The organism is Niastella vici (genome assembly GCF_002077945.1).
GTDB lineage: Bacteria > Bacteroidota > Bacteroidia > Chitinophagales > Chitinophagaceae > Niastella > Niastella vici.
On sequence record NZ_LVYD01000102.1, the window covers coordinates 368754 to 389046 of the forward strand.

General features: G+C 46.7%; 9 protein-coding genes. 6 read left to right on the plus strand and 3 right to left on the minus strand.

Features of this window, described 5'->3' with window-relative positions:
- The first annotated feature begins 60 nt into the window (after window positions 1-60).
- The 5 genes from A3860_RS35985 (at window position 61) to A3860_RS36005 (ending at window position 9012) form a co-directional block, all read left to right on the plus strand.
- Window positions 61-2496 (plus strand): outer membrane beta-barrel protein, encoded by a 2436-nt coding sequence (locus tag A3860_RS35985; RefSeq protein WP_081155435.1) that lies wholly within the window; start codon window positions 61-63, stop codon window positions 2494-2496.
- A gap of 256 nt (window positions 2497-2752) precedes the next feature.
- Entirely contained in the window at window positions 2753-3130 is a 378-nt protein-coding gene (locus A3860_RS35990) for a hypothetical protein (RefSeq protein ID WP_143774429.1), read from the plus strand.
- Window positions 3131-3307: 177 nt separating this feature from the next.
- Window positions 3308-4390, plus strand: coding sequence for an efflux RND transporter periplasmic adaptor subunit (locus A3860_RS35995; protein ID WP_081155437.1), 1083 nt, complete (start codon window positions 3308-3310; stop codon window positions 4388-4390).
- 25 nt (window positions 4391-4415) lie between these two features.
- A complete protein-coding gene (locus A3860_RS36000) occupies window positions 4416-7583 on the plus strand; it encodes an efflux RND transporter permease subunit (RefSeq protein WP_081155438.1) in 3168 nt (1055 codons plus the stop codon).
- Window positions 7576-9012 carry a TolC family protein gene (locus A3860_RS36005; RefSeq protein ID WP_081155439.1) on the plus strand — a complete coding sequence of 479 codons (1437 nt, stop codon included), beginning with the start codon at window positions 7576-7578 and terminating at the stop codon, window positions 9010-9012. The genes A3860_RS36000 and A3860_RS36005 overlap by 8 nt, the downstream gene beginning before the upstream one ends.
- A 986-nt stretch (window positions 9013-9998) precedes the next feature.
- Here A3860_RS36005 and A3860_RS36010 read toward each other — a convergent pair.
- The 3 genes from A3860_RS36010 to A3860_RS36020 form a co-directional block, all read right to left on the minus strand.
- On the minus strand, window positions 9999-11519 hold the full coding sequence (locus tag A3860_RS36010; RefSeq protein WP_081155440.1) for a RagB/SusD family nutrient uptake outer membrane protein: 1521 nt from the start codon (window positions 11517-11519) through the stop codon (window positions 9999-10001).
- Window positions 11520-11543: 24 nt separating this feature from the next.
- Window positions 11544-14990, minus strand: coding sequence for a SusC/RagA family TonB-linked outer membrane protein (locus tag A3860_RS36015; protein WP_081155441.1), 3447 nt, complete (start codon window positions 14988-14990; stop codon window positions 11544-11546).
- Between the two features lie 448 nt (window positions 14991-15438).
- Window positions 15439-17073, minus strand: coding sequence for an NADP-dependent glyceraldehyde-3-phosphate dehydrogenase (locus A3860_RS36020; protein ID WP_081155442.1), 1635 nt, complete (start codon window positions 17071-17073; stop codon window positions 15439-15441).
- A gap of 478 nt (window positions 17074-17551) precedes the next feature.
- Here A3860_RS36020 and galB point away from each other — a divergent pair, with 478 nt between their 5' ends.
- On the plus strand, window positions 17552-20272 hold the full coding sequence (galB, locus tag A3860_RS36030) for a beta-galactosidase GalB (RefSeq protein ID WP_081155444.1): 2721 nt from the start codon (window positions 17552-17554) through the stop codon (window positions 20270-20272).
- Window positions 20273-20293 lie beyond the last annotated feature (21 nt).

The window sequence follows — 20293 nt, forward strand, 5'->3', positions numbered from 1 at the left end:
GAACATTTTCGTTAATCTTGTGCCGTATTATACCAACCAACCTTCAGCAATTAAACAGCCATGAAAAATTTGATCCTTTTGATCATTTTGCCCGTAACCCTTTGCATTATACCCGGGCGCCTGTTTGCACAAACTAACTTAAAGTTATCAGGATCCGTATCCGACAGCAGCAAACCCCTAACTTTCGCCACCATACGCCTTTTCAAAATAAATAATACGAAACCCCTGCAAACTGTTTTAACGAATGAGCAGGGACGGTTTGAACTCAACAAACCAGATACAGGTCAGTATGTGCTGTCTTTCACCCATACCGGCTATGCCGAAAAAAAGGTCAATATTACAGTTACAACAGCAACGGAAAATCTCCAGGTCGATCCGGTCCTTTTAACCAAATCATCAGGCACCCTGAAAGAAGTGGTGGTAACAGGCAAGCGCCCGTTGGTAGAACAGTCGGATGATAAAACCGTGTTGAACGTGGAAGATGATCCGGCCAACAAAACAGAGACCGCCATCGATATTCTGCGAAAGACGCCATTCATTACAATAGATGGAGACGATAATATTAAGGTGAACGGAAAAGAGAACTTCAAGGTATTGCTCAATGGCCGCGAAACTGCCATGTTCGCCCGTAATATCAAGGAAGCGCTGCGCGGATTTCCCGGCACGCTCATTTCAAAAATAGAAGTGATCACCACTCCTTCCGCCAAATACGACGGCGAGGGCATCGGCGGACTTATCAATATTATCACCAGGAAAAAGGTAGCCGGTTATAATGGTACCATTTCAACTTTTAACAGAACCAGTGACCACATAAATAATTACTCCATTAATGGTAACGCAAAGCTGGGCAAATTCGGGCTCAGCGTTTTTGGGAACGCAGGCTGGCAGGCCCCCACCTTACAGCACAATACCAATATTACCATTCCCACCTCGAAAAACATTTATACCAAAAGATCACTGGATGGCGCACAAAAGTACAGTGAGACCTGGAACTTTGGCAATGCCGAACTAAGTTATGAAATGGATAGCCTGAATACGATCAGCGCCTATCTGAATACAGATAGCTGGTCGAGCAAATCGATCAGCGACCAAACCATCACAACCGATTTTACGGCCGCCCCTTCCACCGTGAGCTATTACAACCTTGATAACAGAAGTAATAATCCCGGGTTGAATGTGGGCAGTGATTATATTAGAAAATTCAGGAATAATAAAGAAAGGGAATTCAGCCTGCGTTTCCTGGGCGAGTTCGGCAAACAGGATAACAAATTGAACAGCTTTCAGGATAATCCCGGTACCGACCGCTATCTGAACAATAACAGTTACGCCATCAACGACCAGTACACCATCCAGGCCGATAATATTATTCCACTTACAAAAACAACGAAGATCGAAGGCGGATTGAAAGCCATATTACGCCGTGCCAGCAGCGATTATGAAAGTCTTATTAAATATAATGCGGGGGAAGCATTTAAGCCCAATGCGGCCAACACCGATCATTTTAAATATGCCCAGGATGTACTTAGCGCTTACAGCATGTACAGCTTTAAATTTAAAAATTCCAGCTTCCGGATCGGCGCCCGGGTTGAATATACCAATGTGAAAGGCGATTTTATTGTTTCAAAGACATTTGTAAGGAACAACTACACTACCCTGCTGCCCAATGTTCAATACACCAACAAATTGAATAAACTCACCACCCTGGTGGTTTCCTATACAAAAAGATTGCAACGGCCTTATATCTGGGACCTCAACCCCTTTGTGAACAATAATGATTCCCTGAACATTACAACCGGTAATCCTGATCTGGGGCCGCAAACCCAGCACGCGGTTTCCACCCAATTACGGTATGGTAATGGCAATACCTTTGCCGGCATCAACCTCGAAGGAAGTTACAGCGGTAACAAGATCATGCGGTATTCCTCCTTCGATCAGCAAACCGGCATTACCACCACCACCAGCCTCAACATCGGGAAAGAATATCAATGGAGCGTGGGCTTTAACTTCAGCACGAAGATCACACCTAAATGGAATGTATACGCCAACGGATCGCTCCGGTACAACAAGGTTACCAATAAGGCCGATGCATCGCAAGCCAACAGCGGGCTGGGCAGCAATTTTAACTTCAACACCAGTTACAAATTCACCGATAAATTCACCGTAAGCACTTATTTTGGCTTTTTTCAGGAACCGCGTTCACTTCAAACTACCTACCCCTTCAACCCCTGGCACAATGTGGCATTTAACTACAAGATCTTTAATGACAAACTCCTGATCTCATTGCGGGCGGTGAACTATTATGAAAAAGACCGGGCCTTCAAAAACATCACCCAGGACGAAAACTTTTACAACACGAATTCCATAACACGGCCCCGGCGTGCCGGTGTATTGTCACTTACCTGGAATTTTGGTAAGCTCACCGAGAACGTTTCGAAAAAGAAAGGCGTGAATAACGATGATATCCTTAATAAACCGGCATCAGGAGCGGGTAATTAACCCGGGCTGAACAAATTAATAATTAATCTATAGATAACTTGAGCGGGTATAACTCACCAATTTCCCTGCTGAACGTTTTTAGCAATAGGATATATGCCCTTTTCATTGGTGATTAACAAGTGAATAACAAAACGATAACGCTTCCGAATTAAACGTCTCATGCATTGGATATGAATCAATTATAGTCGATTGTTACATAAGAGCTCGAGTTGGCACCATTTCGTTCCTCTTAAAGATTTATTAGTTTTGCAACCGAATGAGAGTAGTCGTTTTTTTCGTGTGCATTTGTTATCTGCTGCTTGGCGGGTACAACTACCTGTATACAGGTAGTCATCCTAATGCCTACCCGCCTGAGCTGCATTTCGAAAAAAGCGCTACCAAATTCACCGATAAAAAACAGGGTTATCCTGTTGTTAGGGAAACTTCGGCTGATGGCGCCGCCTACATCATTCCCGAAATTGAGGAGGATTATACCAATAATTTATCGGCCAGGAAATTTAAAGCGGCAAGTAATTTTTACGACTTTTCAGATTCATTTGTATTAATACATCATTACAGCCGCTTTAAGTCAACGCGGCCATATTATAAACTTTTAACCAGCAAATACATCACGCAAAGGGTTTTAAGGATTTGATCCGGAATTTTGCGCCGGTACCCTTAAGAGTTCCTTCTATTGCTAACCTGTTGGATGTATATTTTACAATTATCCCCTTCAGTTTGAAATTACCCAGATTGAACTCTGGATGCTGGTGACCTTTATCGAATACCCCCGGATCTTAAGCCTCCATTTGCACAACACCATTTATTAGTCATGAAGAGAGTTGTTTTGTCCACCAGCTTGCTGGCATTGTTATTCGCCACAAGTTGTAAATCCACCAAAGAAGAAAAAGAAGAAGAAACTGGTAAGTACATTGCTACCAGCCCTGTTAAAATGGATACGTCCTTTACCAAGGACTATGTTTCGCAGATCAGGTCTGTCAGGAACATCGAGATCAGGGCGCAGGAAAAAGGTTTCCTTCAAAACATTTATGTCGATGAAGGCCAGTTTGTAAAGGCCGGACAGTTGTTGTTCAAGATCATGCCCAAAATTTATGAAGCGGAATTGCTGAAGGCAGAAGCCGAAGCCAAGGCCGCTGAAATAGAATTGCAGAACACATCTGCTTTGGCCGAAAAAAATGTGGTCTCAAAAAATGAACAGGCCATTGCCCAGGCTAAGGTCGATCAGGCAAAAGCCGAAATGGCGCTGGCAAAATTGCACCTGTCGTTCACCGATATCAGGGCCCCGTTCGATGGCACCATCGACCGCATCCCCAAAAAACTGGGCAGCCTTATCGATGAAGGCGAACTGCTCACCAGCCTCTCAGACAACAGTGAGATGTTCGTTTACTTCAACGTTTCCGAACCCGAATACCTCGAGTATAAGGCTAATGGTAAAGGCACCGGCAACAAGGTGAATTTGTTACTGGCAAATGGCCAAAAGCTCAAATATTCCGGTGTAGTTGAAACAATTGAAAGTGAGTTCGATAACGAGACCGGCAATATTGCCTTCCGCGCAAAATTCCCCAACCCCGACCGGTTATTGAAACATGGCGAAACGGGTAAGGTGCTCATGACCGTTCCCGTTCACCAGGCATTGATCATTCCGCAGAAAGCCACTTACGAAATACAGGACAAGAAGTATGTTTTTGTAATAGATAAAAACAATGTTGTGAAATCAAGGAACATCACCATAACCGGTGAGTTGGCCGACCTGTATGTAGTGGCCAGTGGTTTGGCTGAAGATGATAAGATATTGTTGGAAGGTGTTCAGAAAGTAAAAGATGACGATAAGATCGCCTTCGAATTTGAGAAACCAGAAGAAGTAATTCATCACCTGCGGTTGAAAGCAGAATAGTTATTCAATATCTAAAGTGTAGTCAATGTTTAATAAGTTTATACAAAGACCGGTCCTATCTATAGTTATCTCCCTTATCATCGTTTTCCTGGGGGTACTGGCCATTACGGGCTTACCGGTAACACAATTCCCATCCATTTCACCACCAAAGGTTAACGTTATTGCAGAATATCCGGGCGCGAACGGTGATCTGATGATCAAATCGGTGATCATTCCGCTCGAAAGGGCCATCAATGGCGTTCCGGGCATGAAATACATAGCCTCCAATGCGGGTAACGATGGTGAAGCAGAAATAAACGTAGTATTTAACCTGGGTACCGACCCTAACCAGGCATCGTTAAACGTTCAAAACAGGGTTGCGTCGGTGGTGAATAAACTGCCGCCGCTGGTTGTGCGCGAAGGGGTAAAGATCTCCCGTCAGGAATCGAACATGCTTATGTACATCAACCTGTACAGCAACGATCCGAACGCAGACCAGAAATTCCTTTTCAACTTTGCCGATATCAACCTGCTGCCTGAATTAAAGCGGATTGACGGGGTTGGATTTGCCGACATTCTTGGTAACCGCGAATATGCCATGCGTATCTGGTTAAAGCCCGACCGCATGCTGGCGTACAAGATCTCGGCCGATGAAGTGATGAAAGCACTTGATGAGCAAAGCCTCGAAGCATCACCCGGTAAAACCGGTGAAAGTTCGGGTAAAAGGTCGCAATCATTTGAATATGTACTGAAGTATACCGGAAGGTTCCATACGAAAGAGCAATACGAAAATGTTATTTTAAGGTCCAGTGCCGATGGTGAGCTTCTTCGGCTGAAAGACGTGGCAGATGTGGAGTTCGGCAGCTCGATGTACGATATTTATTCTACCCTGAACGGAAAATCTTCAGCCGCCATCGTATTGAAACAGTCGTACGGCAGTAATGCCAGCCAGGTTATCGAGAACGTGAAGGCGAAGCTGAAAGAGATCAAGGCCAACCAATTCCCCAAAGGAATGGATTATGAGATCAGTTATGACGTTTCCAAATTCCTGGATGCCTCTATTGAAAAAGTAGTGCACACCCTGGTGGAGGCGTTCATCCTGGTAGGTATTGTGGTATTCCTGTTCCTGGGCGACTGGCGCTCCACCCTCATCCCGGCCATGGCCGTACCGGTTTCATTGATCGGAACATTCGTATTCATGCAGTTCTTCGGCATTACGCTGAACCTGATCACGCTGTTTGCCCTGGTAATGGCGATCGGTGTGGTGGTCGACGATGCCATTGTGGTAATTGAAGCGGTGCACGCCAAAATGGAAGAGGAACATCTCTCGGCCATGAAGGCAACGAAGAAAGCGATGCATGAGATCAGTGGCGCCATCATTGCCATCACCTTCCTGATGGCATCGGTATTTATTCCGGTGGCGTTCATGAGTGGCCCGGTGGGTATCTTTTACCGGCAGTTCTCCATCACCATGGCAACTGCGATCATTTTGTCGGGTGTGGTAGCGCTTACGCTTACACCGGCGCTGTGCGCCATGATCCTGAAGAATAATCATGGAAAGCCCAAAAAGAAAAACCCCGTAGATAAATTCCTGGCAGGCTTTAATAATACGTTCAACCGCGGTCAGGGCAAGTATATGCAAATACTGGGCGGTATCGTTAACAGAAGGCTGGTCACCTTTCTGGTACTGGGCGCTTTCTGTGCCGGAACCTGGTTCCTGAATAAAAGTGTTCCTTCGGGCTTTATCCCGAATGAAGACCAGGGTATGTTCTATGCCGTAATTCAAACCCCGCCGGGATCATCACTGGAAAGAACAAATGAAATTGCTGAAAGGCTGCAGAAGATTGCCGAAGGCATTGAAGGCGTATCGTCCGTTTCATCCATGGCGGGTTATGAGATCCTTACAGAAGGTACCGGATCCAATTCCGGATCGTGCCTCATCAACCTGAAAAGCTGGGAAGACCGGAAGCACTCTGTACAGGAGATCATAAAGGAGCTGGAAGAGAAATCAAAAGATATTTCGGGCGCTAACATTGAGTTCTTTCAGCCACCAGCGGTTCCCGGCTATGGCGCAGCAGGCGGTTTCGAATTACGCCTGCTCGACAGATCAGGAACAAATGGCAATAAAAAGATGGAAGAGGTAAGCAATGAATTTGTAAAAGAATTGAGTAAGCGTAAAGAGCTAACCTCGGTCTTCAGCTTTTTCAGCGCCAGCTTCCCTCAGTATATGTTGAGTGTTGACAATGACATTGCCCAGCAAAAAGGCATCACCATCGATAATGCCATGAACACGCTTTCTACCCTGGTAGGAAGTAACTATGAGATCAGCTTTATTGAATTTGGCCGTCAGTACAAGGTGATCATACAGGCAGCGCCGCAATACCGCGCCCTGCCCGAAGACATCCTGAAACTGTATGTGAAGAATAATAAAGATGAGATGGTGCCCTTCTCGGCATTCATGAAAATGGATAAAGTGTATGGCCTGTCGGAGAATAACAGGCATAACATGTACAATTGTTCGCAGATCAGCGGTTCGGCCGCACCCGGCTATAGTAGTGGTACAGCCATTAAGGTTATTACCGAGGTGGCGCAAAAAACCTTGCCCAGAGGATTTGGGATCGACTGGGCCGGTATTTCGAAAGACGAGGTGTCGCAGGGTAACCAGGCCATTTATATCTTCCTGATCTGTCTTGGCTTCGTTTACCTGATCCTCTCTGCCCAGTATGAAAGTTTTATTCTGCCGTTAGCGGTGATCCTGTCCCTGCCTCCTGGTATTTTCGGCGCCTTCTTTTTCATTAAGACACTGGGCCTCGAAAACAACATCTATGCACAGGTGGCAATGGTAATGTTGATCGGTTTGCTGGGTAAGAACGCGGTGTTGATCGTGGAGTTTGCCGTACAACGGCACAGCCAGGGCGCCAGTGTATTAAAAGCGGCCATGGAAGGCGCCAGGGTGCGGTTCCGCCCTATCCTCATGACCTCGTTCGCCTTTATTGCCGGTCTTATTCCGCTGTGTATAGCACATGGACCCGGTAAGGTGGGTAACAGAACGATCGGTACGGCAGCAGCCGGCGGTATGCTTTTCGGAACGGTCTTCGGGGTGCTTATAATCCCTGGTTTGTATTATATATTCGGAAAAATAGCAGAGAAAAAACAGTTCGTTAAAGACGAGGAAGAAAATCCATTAACAGAAGAAATTGACCATAATGTTTAAGCTCCCCATTCAACGAAGCATTGGACTGTTATACCTGCTACTGGCTATAGCAGGTTGTAAGGCGCCGGCCATTGTGCAGGTGAACGAAAACAGAACAACGCCCGTATCCTTTGGTAATGATCAGGTTACTGCCACTAATATGTCGAACCTCCCCTGGCAGCAATTTTTCACCGACAAAAACCTGGTGACGCTGATCGATACAGCGCTTAAGAACAACCAGGAGCTGATGATCACGTTGCAGGAAGTGGAAATAGCAAAGAATGATATCCGGTTCCGGCAGCAGCCCTTACTGCCAACGGTGGGCGCCAAAGCAGGCGTTGGCGTTGAGAAAGTGGGCCGGTATACCAGCCAGGGCGCCGGTGATGCCACAACAGAAATAAAACCGGGCAAAGAAATGCCCGACCCGTTGGGCGATTTCAGTGCATCGCTTTTTGCTACCTGGGAAATAGATATCTGGCACAAGCTGCACAATGCAAAAAAAGCGGCCGTTACCCGGTATCTGGCAACAGTAGAAGGTAAAAACTTTGTGCTCACCAATCTCGTTGCCGAGATCGCGAATTCTTATTATGAATTGCTGGCGCAGGATAACCAGCTGGCAATTGTGCGGCAAAACATTGAGCTGCAGAAGAACGCCCTTGGCATTGTAAAAATTCAAAAGGAAGCAGCGCGGGTAACCGAACTGGCGGTGCAGAAATTTGAAGCAGAGGTGTTGAAATCACAAAGCCTGGAGTTTGAGATCCTGCAGAAGATAAAGGAAACGGAGAACCGCATCAACTTTTTGCTGGGCCGGTTCCCGCAACCGATTGTGCGCGATCAGAGTAATTTCCTGGCATTGGTGCCGCCAACAGTAAGCACCGGCATACCATCGCAATTGCTGACCAACCGGCCCGATATAAAACAGGCTGAATTGGAGTTAGCAGCTGCGAAGCTGGATGTAAAAGTGGCGCGGGCCGAATTCTTCCCCTCATTAGGCATTTCAGCAGCGGTAGGCTTACAGGCGTTCAACCCAACGTATTTATTCCGGATGCCGGAGTCTATCCTGTATTCGCTGGCGGGTGACCTGGCGGGGCCGTTGATCAACCGGAATGCGATCAAGGCCGAGTTCAATAATGCCAATGCGCGGCAGTTGCAGGCGATGTATAATTATGAGCGTACTATCCTGAATGCCTACCTGGAAGTATCAACACAATTAGCGAATATCAGCAATTTGCAAAATAATTATGACCTGAAGACAAAGCAGGTAGATGCATTGACCCGGTCGATCGATATTTCGAATGATTTGTTCAAGAACGCAAGAGCCGATTATCTGGAAGTGCTGATGACGCAGCGGGATGCGTTAGAGGCAAAGCTCGAATTGATTGAAACCAAACAACAGCAGCTGGGCGCTGTGATCAATGTTTACAGAGGCCTTGGCGGCGGTTGGAAGTAAAATTAGACAACCCCATTTGAAAGGTCCCGTTCCGGCTTAGCCGGGATGGGACTTTTCTTTTACGGCCGGCAGGTGGCTGCCAGTAAACAATAGTTAATAATTTTGTTGTCTTGCTCCTGATTATGATCCTGGCCGTTTGTTAATTAGAGACAGGAATTGCAATAGAGGAGTATTGCTTCGTTTTTATGGCGCATTACTTTTTAACAATGACGAAAAGGTTGCCAATTACTCGATAGAAGTTGATTTTTTTATGACGTTAGTTCGCAACTTGTTCCCCAATGTTCGCAACTTTGACCCCAACGTTTTAAACTTTCCAGACTATCTTTGAAACTTTCCATTTAATCTTCGCAACTTTCCAGATGATCTTTTGAACTTTCCACAAGAAGTTGCGAACAAGCGCCCCATCGTTCGCAACTTGTGCCCCACTGTTTGCAACATGTGTCCCCATAGTTTACAACACGCGCCCCATCGTTCGTAACTTGTGCCCCACAGTCTGCAACATGTGTCCCCATAGTTTACAACAAGTTCCCCATCGTTCATTACTTATGCCCCATCGTTCGCAACATATGCGGCGTCCTTAGCAACTTTGGGGTGGCCCTTTCCAAAAAGGGCGACCTGTTGACCCGATTTTGTGTAAACCTGTCAACTCTTACGCTGAAAATTGTAAAGTATATAATTAAGGCGCATTCCCGAAGTGGAAAATGCGCCTTTTTACAAATTTCTATAGTCTTTTAATCCACTGGCGTTTCGCTTATTTTACACACCCCGTCAATTGCTTTTGATAGTACAGGGTGTTCCTTCCCTTCAGGAAGCCCGATAATGACTATAAATCCGCCGTTATAAATAAAAATTCCCGGCCACCAAACGGCAACCGGTTACCAGTTACCAGTTACCAGTTACCGGGCAAAAAACAAAGGCTGCCTGATAATAGGCGCACACTTCGAAATTCAAAACCTGGCAACTGGTAACAGGCAACTGGCACCTATTTAATACCCATCATTCTGATACATCGTCTCCGGGTTCAATTTGTATTCGCTTAAAGGAATGGGGAAATAATAATCCTTGGTAGTGATATTGGTCAATGGTGAATTATCGTAATCGGCCTGGTTCTTCTTATGGAAATAATCAACCAGCTCACTGGCTGTAAAGAACCTGGTTAAATCGTGCCAGCGATGGTGCTCAAATGCCAGCTCTATTCTTCTTTCATGCAAAATAGCCAGCTTAAGTGTTGGGTATTTTGCCGCATAGGAAGCATCGAGCATCATGGTGGCATAATCAGGACGCAGCGCCCGGGTGCGCACCATGTTCAGGTATTTGATGGCATTCACATTATCGTTCTGGTATAGGTAAACTTCTGCCAGGTTTAAGATAATATCTGCATAGCGCATCAATATCCAGTCGTTACCGCCATACCCATTGGTGCCGGCTGCATCGCTGGCATCGCGAAACTTGGTAATGAAATACCCGTTGGTGCCTGTAGCAAATTTTACAGAGAAACTGGTACGTACATCGCCTGTTTCAAATTCATTCAGCAGGTCTTTGGTAAACAAACCGCCGGCTGTTTGCGACTTGAATTTGGAATTAATGGTTTCACCCACCGCCTGGTTGGTGCGGGCCAGTGAGGATGAATACGTGGCATCGCCCTGTTTGTAAACGATCTGGAGAATAATTTCGGGGTTGGTCGATTTTTTGTTCACATCAAATACATCTGCAAAAGGAATATCGCTCAGGTTCGTAAACGTTCTCTTATTGTAACAGGCCAGCAGATAGGTTTTCGCATTGTTCAAATTATCTGCCTTGTTATCGGCCAGGGTGGTTGCCATGGTTAAATATACCTGTCCTAATAAGCCATTGGCGGCCTGTAACGATACCCGGCCTTTATTGGCCGTTGATTGCACCGCCGGTAAATTACTGCTCACTACATCCCTGAGGTCAGCCACGATTTGCTCATACACTTTTTCGCGCTTAACCCGGAAAGTGAGGGCATTTGTTTGTTCAACAGTCGTTAACTTTTCTGTTGACACGGGCACATCGCCAAACTCCCGCACCAGGTGAAAATACATCAGGGCCCTGATGAACTTCAGCTCGGCAATGAATTGGGTTTTGGTAGCACTGCTGGCAAAGGTCACCGTATCGATAGCCGCCAAAATAATATTCGCCCTGGCAATGGGCGTATACAGGGCTGTCCAGTGAGTGTATAGGTAACTGTTACCGGGCACCAGTGAAAAGGCGGAGAATTGAAAGGGTTCGCCATTGTTACTCTGGTTATCGGTGGTGTTCACATCATCGGCGCGGTCATCTGTCCACAATTGCGCGCCTTCGCCAATACAGTTGGCACTACGGAGCGACTGATACACGCCATTTAAACCGGTGGTGATATTGGCTTCTGTTGTATACCCAACATCAACCCGCACCGCATTGGGGTTTGTTTGCTCCAGGAAAGATTTTTTACAACTGGTGATCCCCGATAGCACCAGTGCACTTATTATTATAATCAGATTACGCATATATATCTTTTGATCTTTATTGTTTTAGAATTGAACCGAAATTCCGGTATTGAAAGAACGCACCAGCGGGTATTTACCATAATCAACTCCCGGCGTAAGGTTCGACCCATTGTTGAAATCAACTTCAGGATTATACCCCAGGTATTTAGTTACAGTGAACGCATTGTCGACCGATGCATACCAGCGCAGGCTGCCGAGACCGAGTTTTTTGGTAACGCCCAATGTATTCAGATTTACGCCAATGGTGATATTGGTGCACCGGAAAAAGGAACCATCCTGTAAATAGTAATCAGATAAACGGGTGCTGTTGCTTTGCGTACCACCGCGCGAACTGCGGTACTCATGGCCATTACCGGGTTGCGCTTCGCTGCGGTACCGTTGATCGATCACCGCATACTGGTTGCCCGAGCCTTCCATATTCCGGATATAGTAATCCTGTCCGTCTATAATATTGTTACCTTTTGAGCCATTGAAAGAGGCGCTGAGATCAATAAACTTATAGTTCATGGTGATATTAAAACCATAGGTAAATTTCGGGTACGGCGTACCAATAACGTCCTTATCTGCATCGGTGATCAATCCATCGCCATTTTTATCCCTGAAGTACAGATCGCCGGGATTCAAAGGGGTGGTTGAATAAGTAGAAACAGGGAATGCTTTTAATTTATACCCGTCGGGGAATTTATTGCCATTGGCTTTGTATACGGCCAGGTCGGCATTTACATTGTCCATATCGCTTTGGCGTACCATACCGCCTACTTTCAGTCCATAAAAAGAACCTACCGGGTCGCCCTCGCGGGTAACGTGGGTAATATAGCTTCTTTCAGCGCCATTGGTTTGTACTTCACTGGCGCCACCCAGACTGATCACTTTATTCCTGTTGGCCATTATGTTGCCACTCACACTCAGGTTGAAATCTTTTGTTTGAACCGCTTTATAATCTACCTGCAGATCGATACCGGTGTTACGGATGTTCGAGTTGCGCAGGTTGGTAAGCACATAGTTACCGCCTGAAATGGCCGATGTATTTCCATTATACAGCAGGTTGTACGATTTACTGAGGTAGTAGTTGGCAATAACCGACAACCGGTTATACAGGGTAGTTACATCAACCCCGAAATTATATTGCGAGGTAGACTCCCAGCCGAGTTTGGGATCAATGATGCCGCCACTCCAGGAACCATTGTATACCGTATTGCCATAAACAACACCGCCCGAACCGGTAACATCCTGTTCATACCGGTAATTAGGAATGTTATTGTTACCGGTGAGGCCCCAGCTGGCGCGCAGCCGCAGCGTAGATTGAGCACCCAGCCAGTTATCATAGAACTTCTCATTCGAAACCGCCCAGCCGGCCGATACCGAACCAAATTTACCCCAACGGTTCTGTGGTCCAAATCGCGAAGAGGCATCGGTACGGAATGAACCGGTTATGCTATACCGGGTGTCAAAACTGTATACCACCCGGGCTAAATAAGAAACCAGCGTGGTGGTGGTTTTACCGGTATTGCTTACAAAGCTCAGATTGGTAGCATTATTGGTTGAATTGGGTAATTGCAGGGCAAAATCACCGGGGGTGCTGCCTCCTGCGGTAATTTCAGGCACCAGGTCGTTGGTGAAATTCTTTGCCGTTACCGCTATAATATCAGTAGTGGTTTGCTGTGCCGTATACCCGCCCAATACATCGAAGCGGTGTTTACCCAATTGCTTATGATAATTCAGCGTGTACTCTGCCAGCCTGTCCTGGATATCTGTCGTTTGCGCTGCCGCATTCGCCGCCAGGATAGCCTGGGAAGAACCGGGCGGATTGATGCCACTACTTAAATTGGTGGGATAATAATATTCATATTTCTCCCGGTATGCCTGCCCGCCCAGGTTCAACTTAAAGGAAAGGTCTTTTATGATCTCATAGGTGGCGCTGGCTGTAGCCGTGGTGCGTACCCCCTTGCGGGTAATATTTACCCGTTGCGCCAGGGCCAACGGATTCTCGATACCCTGGAATGCATACGTATAGCCATCGAACTGGGCGCCGGCATTTGCATAGGACAGGGCCAAACTGCCATCTGGGTTATAAGCGGGGAATATGGGCATATACACCAATGCTCCTAAAATGGGCCCCTGGTTAAAACGGCCTTCCTGCACCTCGCGATTGTTGGTATTGGTTACAAATACGCTGGAAGAGATCTTTAATTTAGGCGACACTTCCGCATCAACATTCGTCCTGAAGTTGATCCGTTGCTGGAAGGTGCTGTTTAAAATTCCCGGTTGATCGAGGTAGCCGCCGCTTACGAGGTAACGCACTTTTTCATTGCCACCGGTGAAAGTAAGGTTGTGCCTGGTTACCGTGGCATTATCGTACAGTACATCCTGCCAGTCGGTATTGTATTTGGGCGCCAGTTTTGTTTGTGACGTAAAATCGTAAAGGTCTTTAATGATACAAACAGAACAGTTGGTAGCCGTTTGTCCTGATTTGGCCAGGCGGGTGGCATTGTCGTCACTATAAAAAGCATCATTCCAGGTAATGCCTTTGGCCACCAGAATGTCTTTGTAATTGGCATTACGGCCGTCAACAAACAGATCAACAAACTGGGTGCTGTTCAACAGCTTTACTTTTTTGGCCAGCTGCTGACTGCTCAACTGGAAATCGTAAGTAAGTTTTCCCTTGCCCGATTTTCCTCTTTTGGTGGTGATGAGCACTACCCCACCCGAGGCGCGCGAACCATAGATTGCTGCAGAAGCCGCGTCTTTCAAAATTTCTATTGATTCAATATCATCGGGATTAATAAAGACATCATTACCTGCTGTAGAGGGTGAATAGCCGTTGGTAGAATTGCCGCCATTACCCTGTCCGCTGCTAACGTTACCGCCTACGGGATAGCCGTCAATTACATATAATGGTTCAGAGCTGGCATTGATGGAACCTACTCCCCGCACCCTGATCCTGGCGCCGGAATAAGGCGCGCCGCTCACCTGCGATACCTGTACACCGGCCACTTTACCTACCAGCGCCTGGCTCAGCGTGGGTGTCGAGAGGTTCAGCTCGCCCGACTTTACACTGGCTACGGAGCCGGTAACATCGCTTTTTCTGAGTTTTTGATAACCCACAGAAACTTCTTCGAGGGTCTTTACATCTTCCTTTAACCGGATATCAACCGTTGTTTTACCCGACAACACCAATTCCTGCTTTGCAAAACCAGTATAGGTAATTACCAGCGTGCTGTTGGCGGGGACGTCAATACTAAACGAGCCGTTCTCGCCCGTAACCACTGTTTTGCCGCTCTTTTTATCCTGCACGCTTACTGCCGCCAGGGGTTGCCCTTTTTCATCGGTGACGGTACCGGTAACTTTGCCGCTTTGCGCCTGTACCGGTGCAGCTGCCACCATACAGAAAAGTAAAGTCCACCACCAAAGGTGCCTGAAGATACTTCTGTAAGCCGGTTTAAATTGCCTGTGTTGAGTTCGCTTTCCCATGGTTTTTATTTATGTAATGAATCTTTTTTGAGTGATTGAATATTCTCTGATATAAGAAAATGAAGTAAGAAGTAAGAGGTAAGAAGTAGGAAATACAGATTTGAGATCAATGGCGAGGCCATAATAATAAACCTCTTCTTACTTCTTACGTCTTACATCATACTTGGTGAACAGTCTTTTTAAACGGCAAGGGGCTGCATCCGCATTTTATAATGCCGTGGATTGTCAATGCAATTCAGGAATAAGGTTGCAATGGTTTCTGGTGTGGCAAGTGTTCGTAGCGGGTGTTGAGAGAGTTTTAGCGCAGGTTCAATTTTTCAATGATTGCAAAGTTGGTTGCTATAAATTTAGTATTGCTCAAAAAACCGTTATGCAATTATTAATTGTTTATAAAAAAACAAACCCGCCTTTTGAGCGGGTTCATTCGTTTTATACGCTTTGCTATTTCCTAGAAAATATAATCGGTACTCAAAAAATTAGACTCATGATCGCGCACAATAGTATTAAATAACTTTTTATTCGATTCTGTTTTTTTAGCAGCTACCAACGACCGTATAGAAAAAGAACGAAGCGCATCGAAGACTGAAAGCGTTCCTTCGGCGCTGTCTTTTCTTCCGGTGAACGGAAAAACATCCGGACTGCGCTGTGCCTGGCAGTTAATATTTACGCGGCTCACAAGATTTACAAAAGAGTCGATCAATTTTGCCACTTCGGTTGGGTCTTCACTAAAAATACTTACCTGCATGCCATGCGATGCATTTACCTGGTACGTTACCGGTTCATCTATAGTTTCAAATGGCACAACCGGAACGATAGGCCCGAATTGTTCTTCATGATACAATCTCATTTCGGTATTGACGGGGTATACCACTGCAGGAAATACAAAGGAAGCTTCCTGGTAACCCCCGTTCTCATTCATCACCCTGGCGCCTTTTGAAACAGCATCTTCTATGCACGCTTTCAAATAAGCTGGTTTATTATCCTCGGGCAGGGGCGTTATTTTTACCCCATTCTCCCAGGGTAAGCCGGGTTTCAATGCAGATACCGCAGCAGATAGTTTTTCAGTGAATTCAGCCGCCACTTCTTTTTGCACAAAGATCAGTTTCAAGGCGGTGCAACGTTGCCCATTAAAGGAAAGCGCGCCGAGAATACATTCGCTTACTGCTACATCAATATTGGCATTTTTGGTAACAATGGCAGCGTTCTTTGCATCAAGGCTCAGGATGGCGCGTAAACGATTTACTTTAGGGTGCAATTTTTTAAGTCCATTAGCCACTTTACTCGAACCAATGAACGCCAGCACATTTACCTTGCCACTTTCCATAATGGGCGAAATGATCTCAGCCCCTTTGCCATATAAAGTATTTACGGTGCCTTTTGGAAAAGCTTCTTTAAATGCATTCAGGAGGGGGTAGTGCGCCAGCACACCGTGTTTGGGTAACTTAAAAAGAATGGTATTACCCATTATAAGGGCTGGAATAAGCGTAGTGAATATTTCGTTCAACGGATAATTGAATGGTCCCATACTCAATACAACGCCCAGTGGCGCTCTTCTTATCTGGGCCATAGTGCCTTCAGCTTCCTGGAAACGGGATGACTCCCGGTCAAGGTCTTTCAAAGCGTCTATCGTAAAATTGATGTACTCCACGGTGCGGTCAAACTCCTTGGTGGCATCTGCCAGTGTTTTCCCAATTTCCCACATCAGCAATTTGATCACGAGCTCCCTTTGTTGTATCATTAAGTATACGAACTTTTGCATACAGTTGATGCGTGCTTCCACCGGCATGGTTGGCCATTCGCCCAGGCCGTTATCATAAGCCGCTACTGCGGCATCGAGTGCTGCCAGGGTTTCTTTGGGTGTTGTATTGGGTATACTGCCCAACAGTTTCTTTTCGGGGCCGTTTGGGGTAGGTATGCATACAGGCGAATAAATATTGGTGACATCGCCCTCCCAGGGCACCAGGGCTCCGTTCAACAAATACTCGCGTTGATGAATTTCTGTGATCCGGTAAGCTTCCGGTATGTTGATCTCTTCTTTGAATATACCAGATAAAGCGCCATTCGTAGACTGCTGTGGTTGCATAATTTGGTTGGTTTTATTCTTATGTATTACCAAAATTAACCACTTTAGTTTACTGCGGCATTACTTTAGTGTTACCGGGTACCAGCTGCCTGTTTCCGGTTACCAGGCCGTGAATTTTGAAATCTCCGCCAATTATCGGACTGCTTATGTTTTCAGTCCCGGTAACTGGAATCTGGTACCCGGTAACCGACACAAATTTGCAACCTGTGGCCGATACCGTTTTCAGAATTTGAAAGAAATAACGGCGCCAGGCTGGAACAAAACCCGGGTTATAATTAAATCCCCCGCAACAGCCCCGCATTAGCGGAACCAAAAAATAAAACCAAAATGACAAATTCCAAGCCCTAATGTTCAATAACGTGTTTTGAGCCTTGCGATACGGCTCCCGGGCTATATATTTATGTAACTGCTAAGGAGGGATCCATGTTCCTCCTAAGTTTTTTATTTTGAAACGATTCATTATTGAAAAACAGTGCACATGCGTTTTATGGCTGCCAGGACCTGCTTACCTGTACTTTTGTTTATATGTGTGACATTGGCTGGCCACAGCCAGGGAAAACAATTGAGGGAACGCATTTCTATTAACGATGGCTGGAAGTTTATGAAATACACTTCCAACCCTGATAATCTTATATACGACATCCGCCCCGAGATCACCGACCGCAACGACAATGTAGTGGCCGATTCAAAACCCACCGAAGCGGTAACGGTTGGCAATGTCAACAACGTTTTAAAGAACTGGATCCTTCCCACGGCCAATGATTTCATCAACGACGCCGCAAAAAAGCACCAGCGGCCCAATGGAAACCCCGGCAGCGATTTTCCCTTCGTACAAAAAAATTTCAATGATGCCGGCTGGGAATCCGTTACGCTGCCGCACGACTGGGCTATCAGGGGACCTTTTTATGAAGGCGAACCAGCCGCTGTAGGCGGTGGCATGGGCCGTTTGCCCAGCCCCGGCGTGGCCTGGTACCGCCGGAAGCTGAACATTCCGGCTACCGATAAGGATAAACGCATTTACCTCGACATCGATGGCGCCATGTCGTACGCCATGGTTTGGCTCAATGGCAACCTGGTGGGCGGCTGGCCCTATGGCTATAATTCTTTCCGCCTCGATCTTACGCCCTATATTACTCCCGGCGGCGATAATCAACTCGCCATCCGGCTCGATAACCCGGCCAATTCGGCCCGCTGGTATCCTGGTGGTGGTTTGTACCGCAATGTATGGTTGACAAAAGTAGCGCCGGTACATGTAGCGCAATGGGGCACCTTTATTCACATGCCAACAATTTCAACCGCCTCAGCAACGGTTGATCTCACACTTAATATAGAAAATACAGGGACAACGGAGCAACCGGTTGAAGTGATCACCGAAGTGTTTGCACTCAATGCCAGCCTTCAAAGAACAGGCAATAAGCTGGCTGGCTTTCCGCATGCCACATTGCGGGTAAAACCAGGAATAAAACAACCCATTACCAGTTCAGTTACTATAAAGAACCCCTTATTGTGGGGACCACCGCCTGCACAAAAACCCTATATGTATGTGGCCGTTACCCGTTTGTATATAAAGGGGCAACTTATTGATGAATACGAAACCCGTTTCGGCATCCGCTCCCTGCAATTTGATGCGGAGAAAGGGTTACAGGTAAATGGCAAGCCTATACGTATTCAGGGTGTTAACCAGCACCACGACCTCGGCGCATTGGGCGCCGCCTTTAATACCCGGGCTGCAGAACGGCAACTGGAAATGTTGCGCGAGCTGGGTTGTAATGCCATTCGCCTGTCGCACAACCCGCCGGCGCCTGAATTACTGGCGCTTACCGACAGCATGGGCTTCCTGGTGATCGATGAAATATTCGATAGCTGGGAAAGAAAAAAAACACCGCACGATTTTCACCTGATCTTTAAAGACTGGTACGAAGCCGATACCCGCTCCTTTATGCGGCGCGACCGCAATCATCCTTCCATCATTGCCTGGAGTTTTGGCAATGAAGTGGGTGAACAATATACCGGCGATACCGGCGCTGCCGTTGCCAAAAAACTGATTGCTATTGTGCATGAAGAAGACAGCACCCGCCCGGCCACTGCATCCATGAATTACGCCAAACCCGACATGCCATTTCCGGCAGTAATGGATGTGCTGAGCCTGAATTATCAGGGTGAAGGGATACGGGATGCACCAGCCTATGCACCCCTCAAAGGCATCAGAACATCACCCCTGTACCCGGCCTTTCATGCCAAATTCCCCAATAAACTCATTGTGAGCAGCGAAACCGCTTCGGCGCTGAGTTCGCGTGGCACTTATATCTTCCCGGTATACAATGGCATCAGCGCACCGGTCAGCGACAGCACCGGCGGTGATCCCCAAAACAAATATGTTAGCGCCTATGAACTGTACACGGCTGCGTTTGGCGCTTCGCCCGATAAAGTATTCCTGTCGCAGGATAAACATCCTTATGTAGCGGGTGAATTTGTGTGGTCGGGTTGGGATTACCTGGGCGAACCAACCCCTTACTATTCAGCACGCAGCTCTTATTCGGGCATTATAGACCTGGCCGGTTTTAAAAAAGACCGTTTCTTTCTGTATCAGTCCCGCTGGCGACCCGAATTACCCTTGGCGCATTTGCTGCCTCATTGGACCTGGCCCGGGCGTACCGGCAAAATAACACCGGTACATGTATTCACTTCGGGTGATGAAGCCGAACTGTTTTTGAATGAGCGGTCATTGGGCCGGAAAAAGAAAGGCCCCTACGAATACCGGATCAAATGGGACAGTGTTTTGTACGAACCCGGTGTATTGCGAGTAGTTACTTACAGGAACGGCCAACGCTGGGCCGCAGATACGGTAAGGACCGCAGGCGCCGCAGCCAGACTGCAATTAACGGCCGATAGAAAACTCATCAAAGCCAATGGCAACGATCTGTCGTTTGTTACCGTAAAAGTGTTGGATGCCAATGGCACTTTAGTGCCTGAAGCCGCTGATGTAATTACCTTTGACATTACCGGCCCCGGCGAAATTGTAGCAACGGATAACGGTGATGCAGCCAGCCTGGTATCGTTTGCTTCAAAAGAACGAAAAGCGTTCAGCGGACTGGCCCTGGCGATCGTTCGTACCAAAGTGGGGCAACGAGGCACTATCATTATAAAAGCAACTGCGAATGGATTAACACCGGCTCAGCTTACTATCATATCAAAATAAACAACCATAACGAAAAAGAAC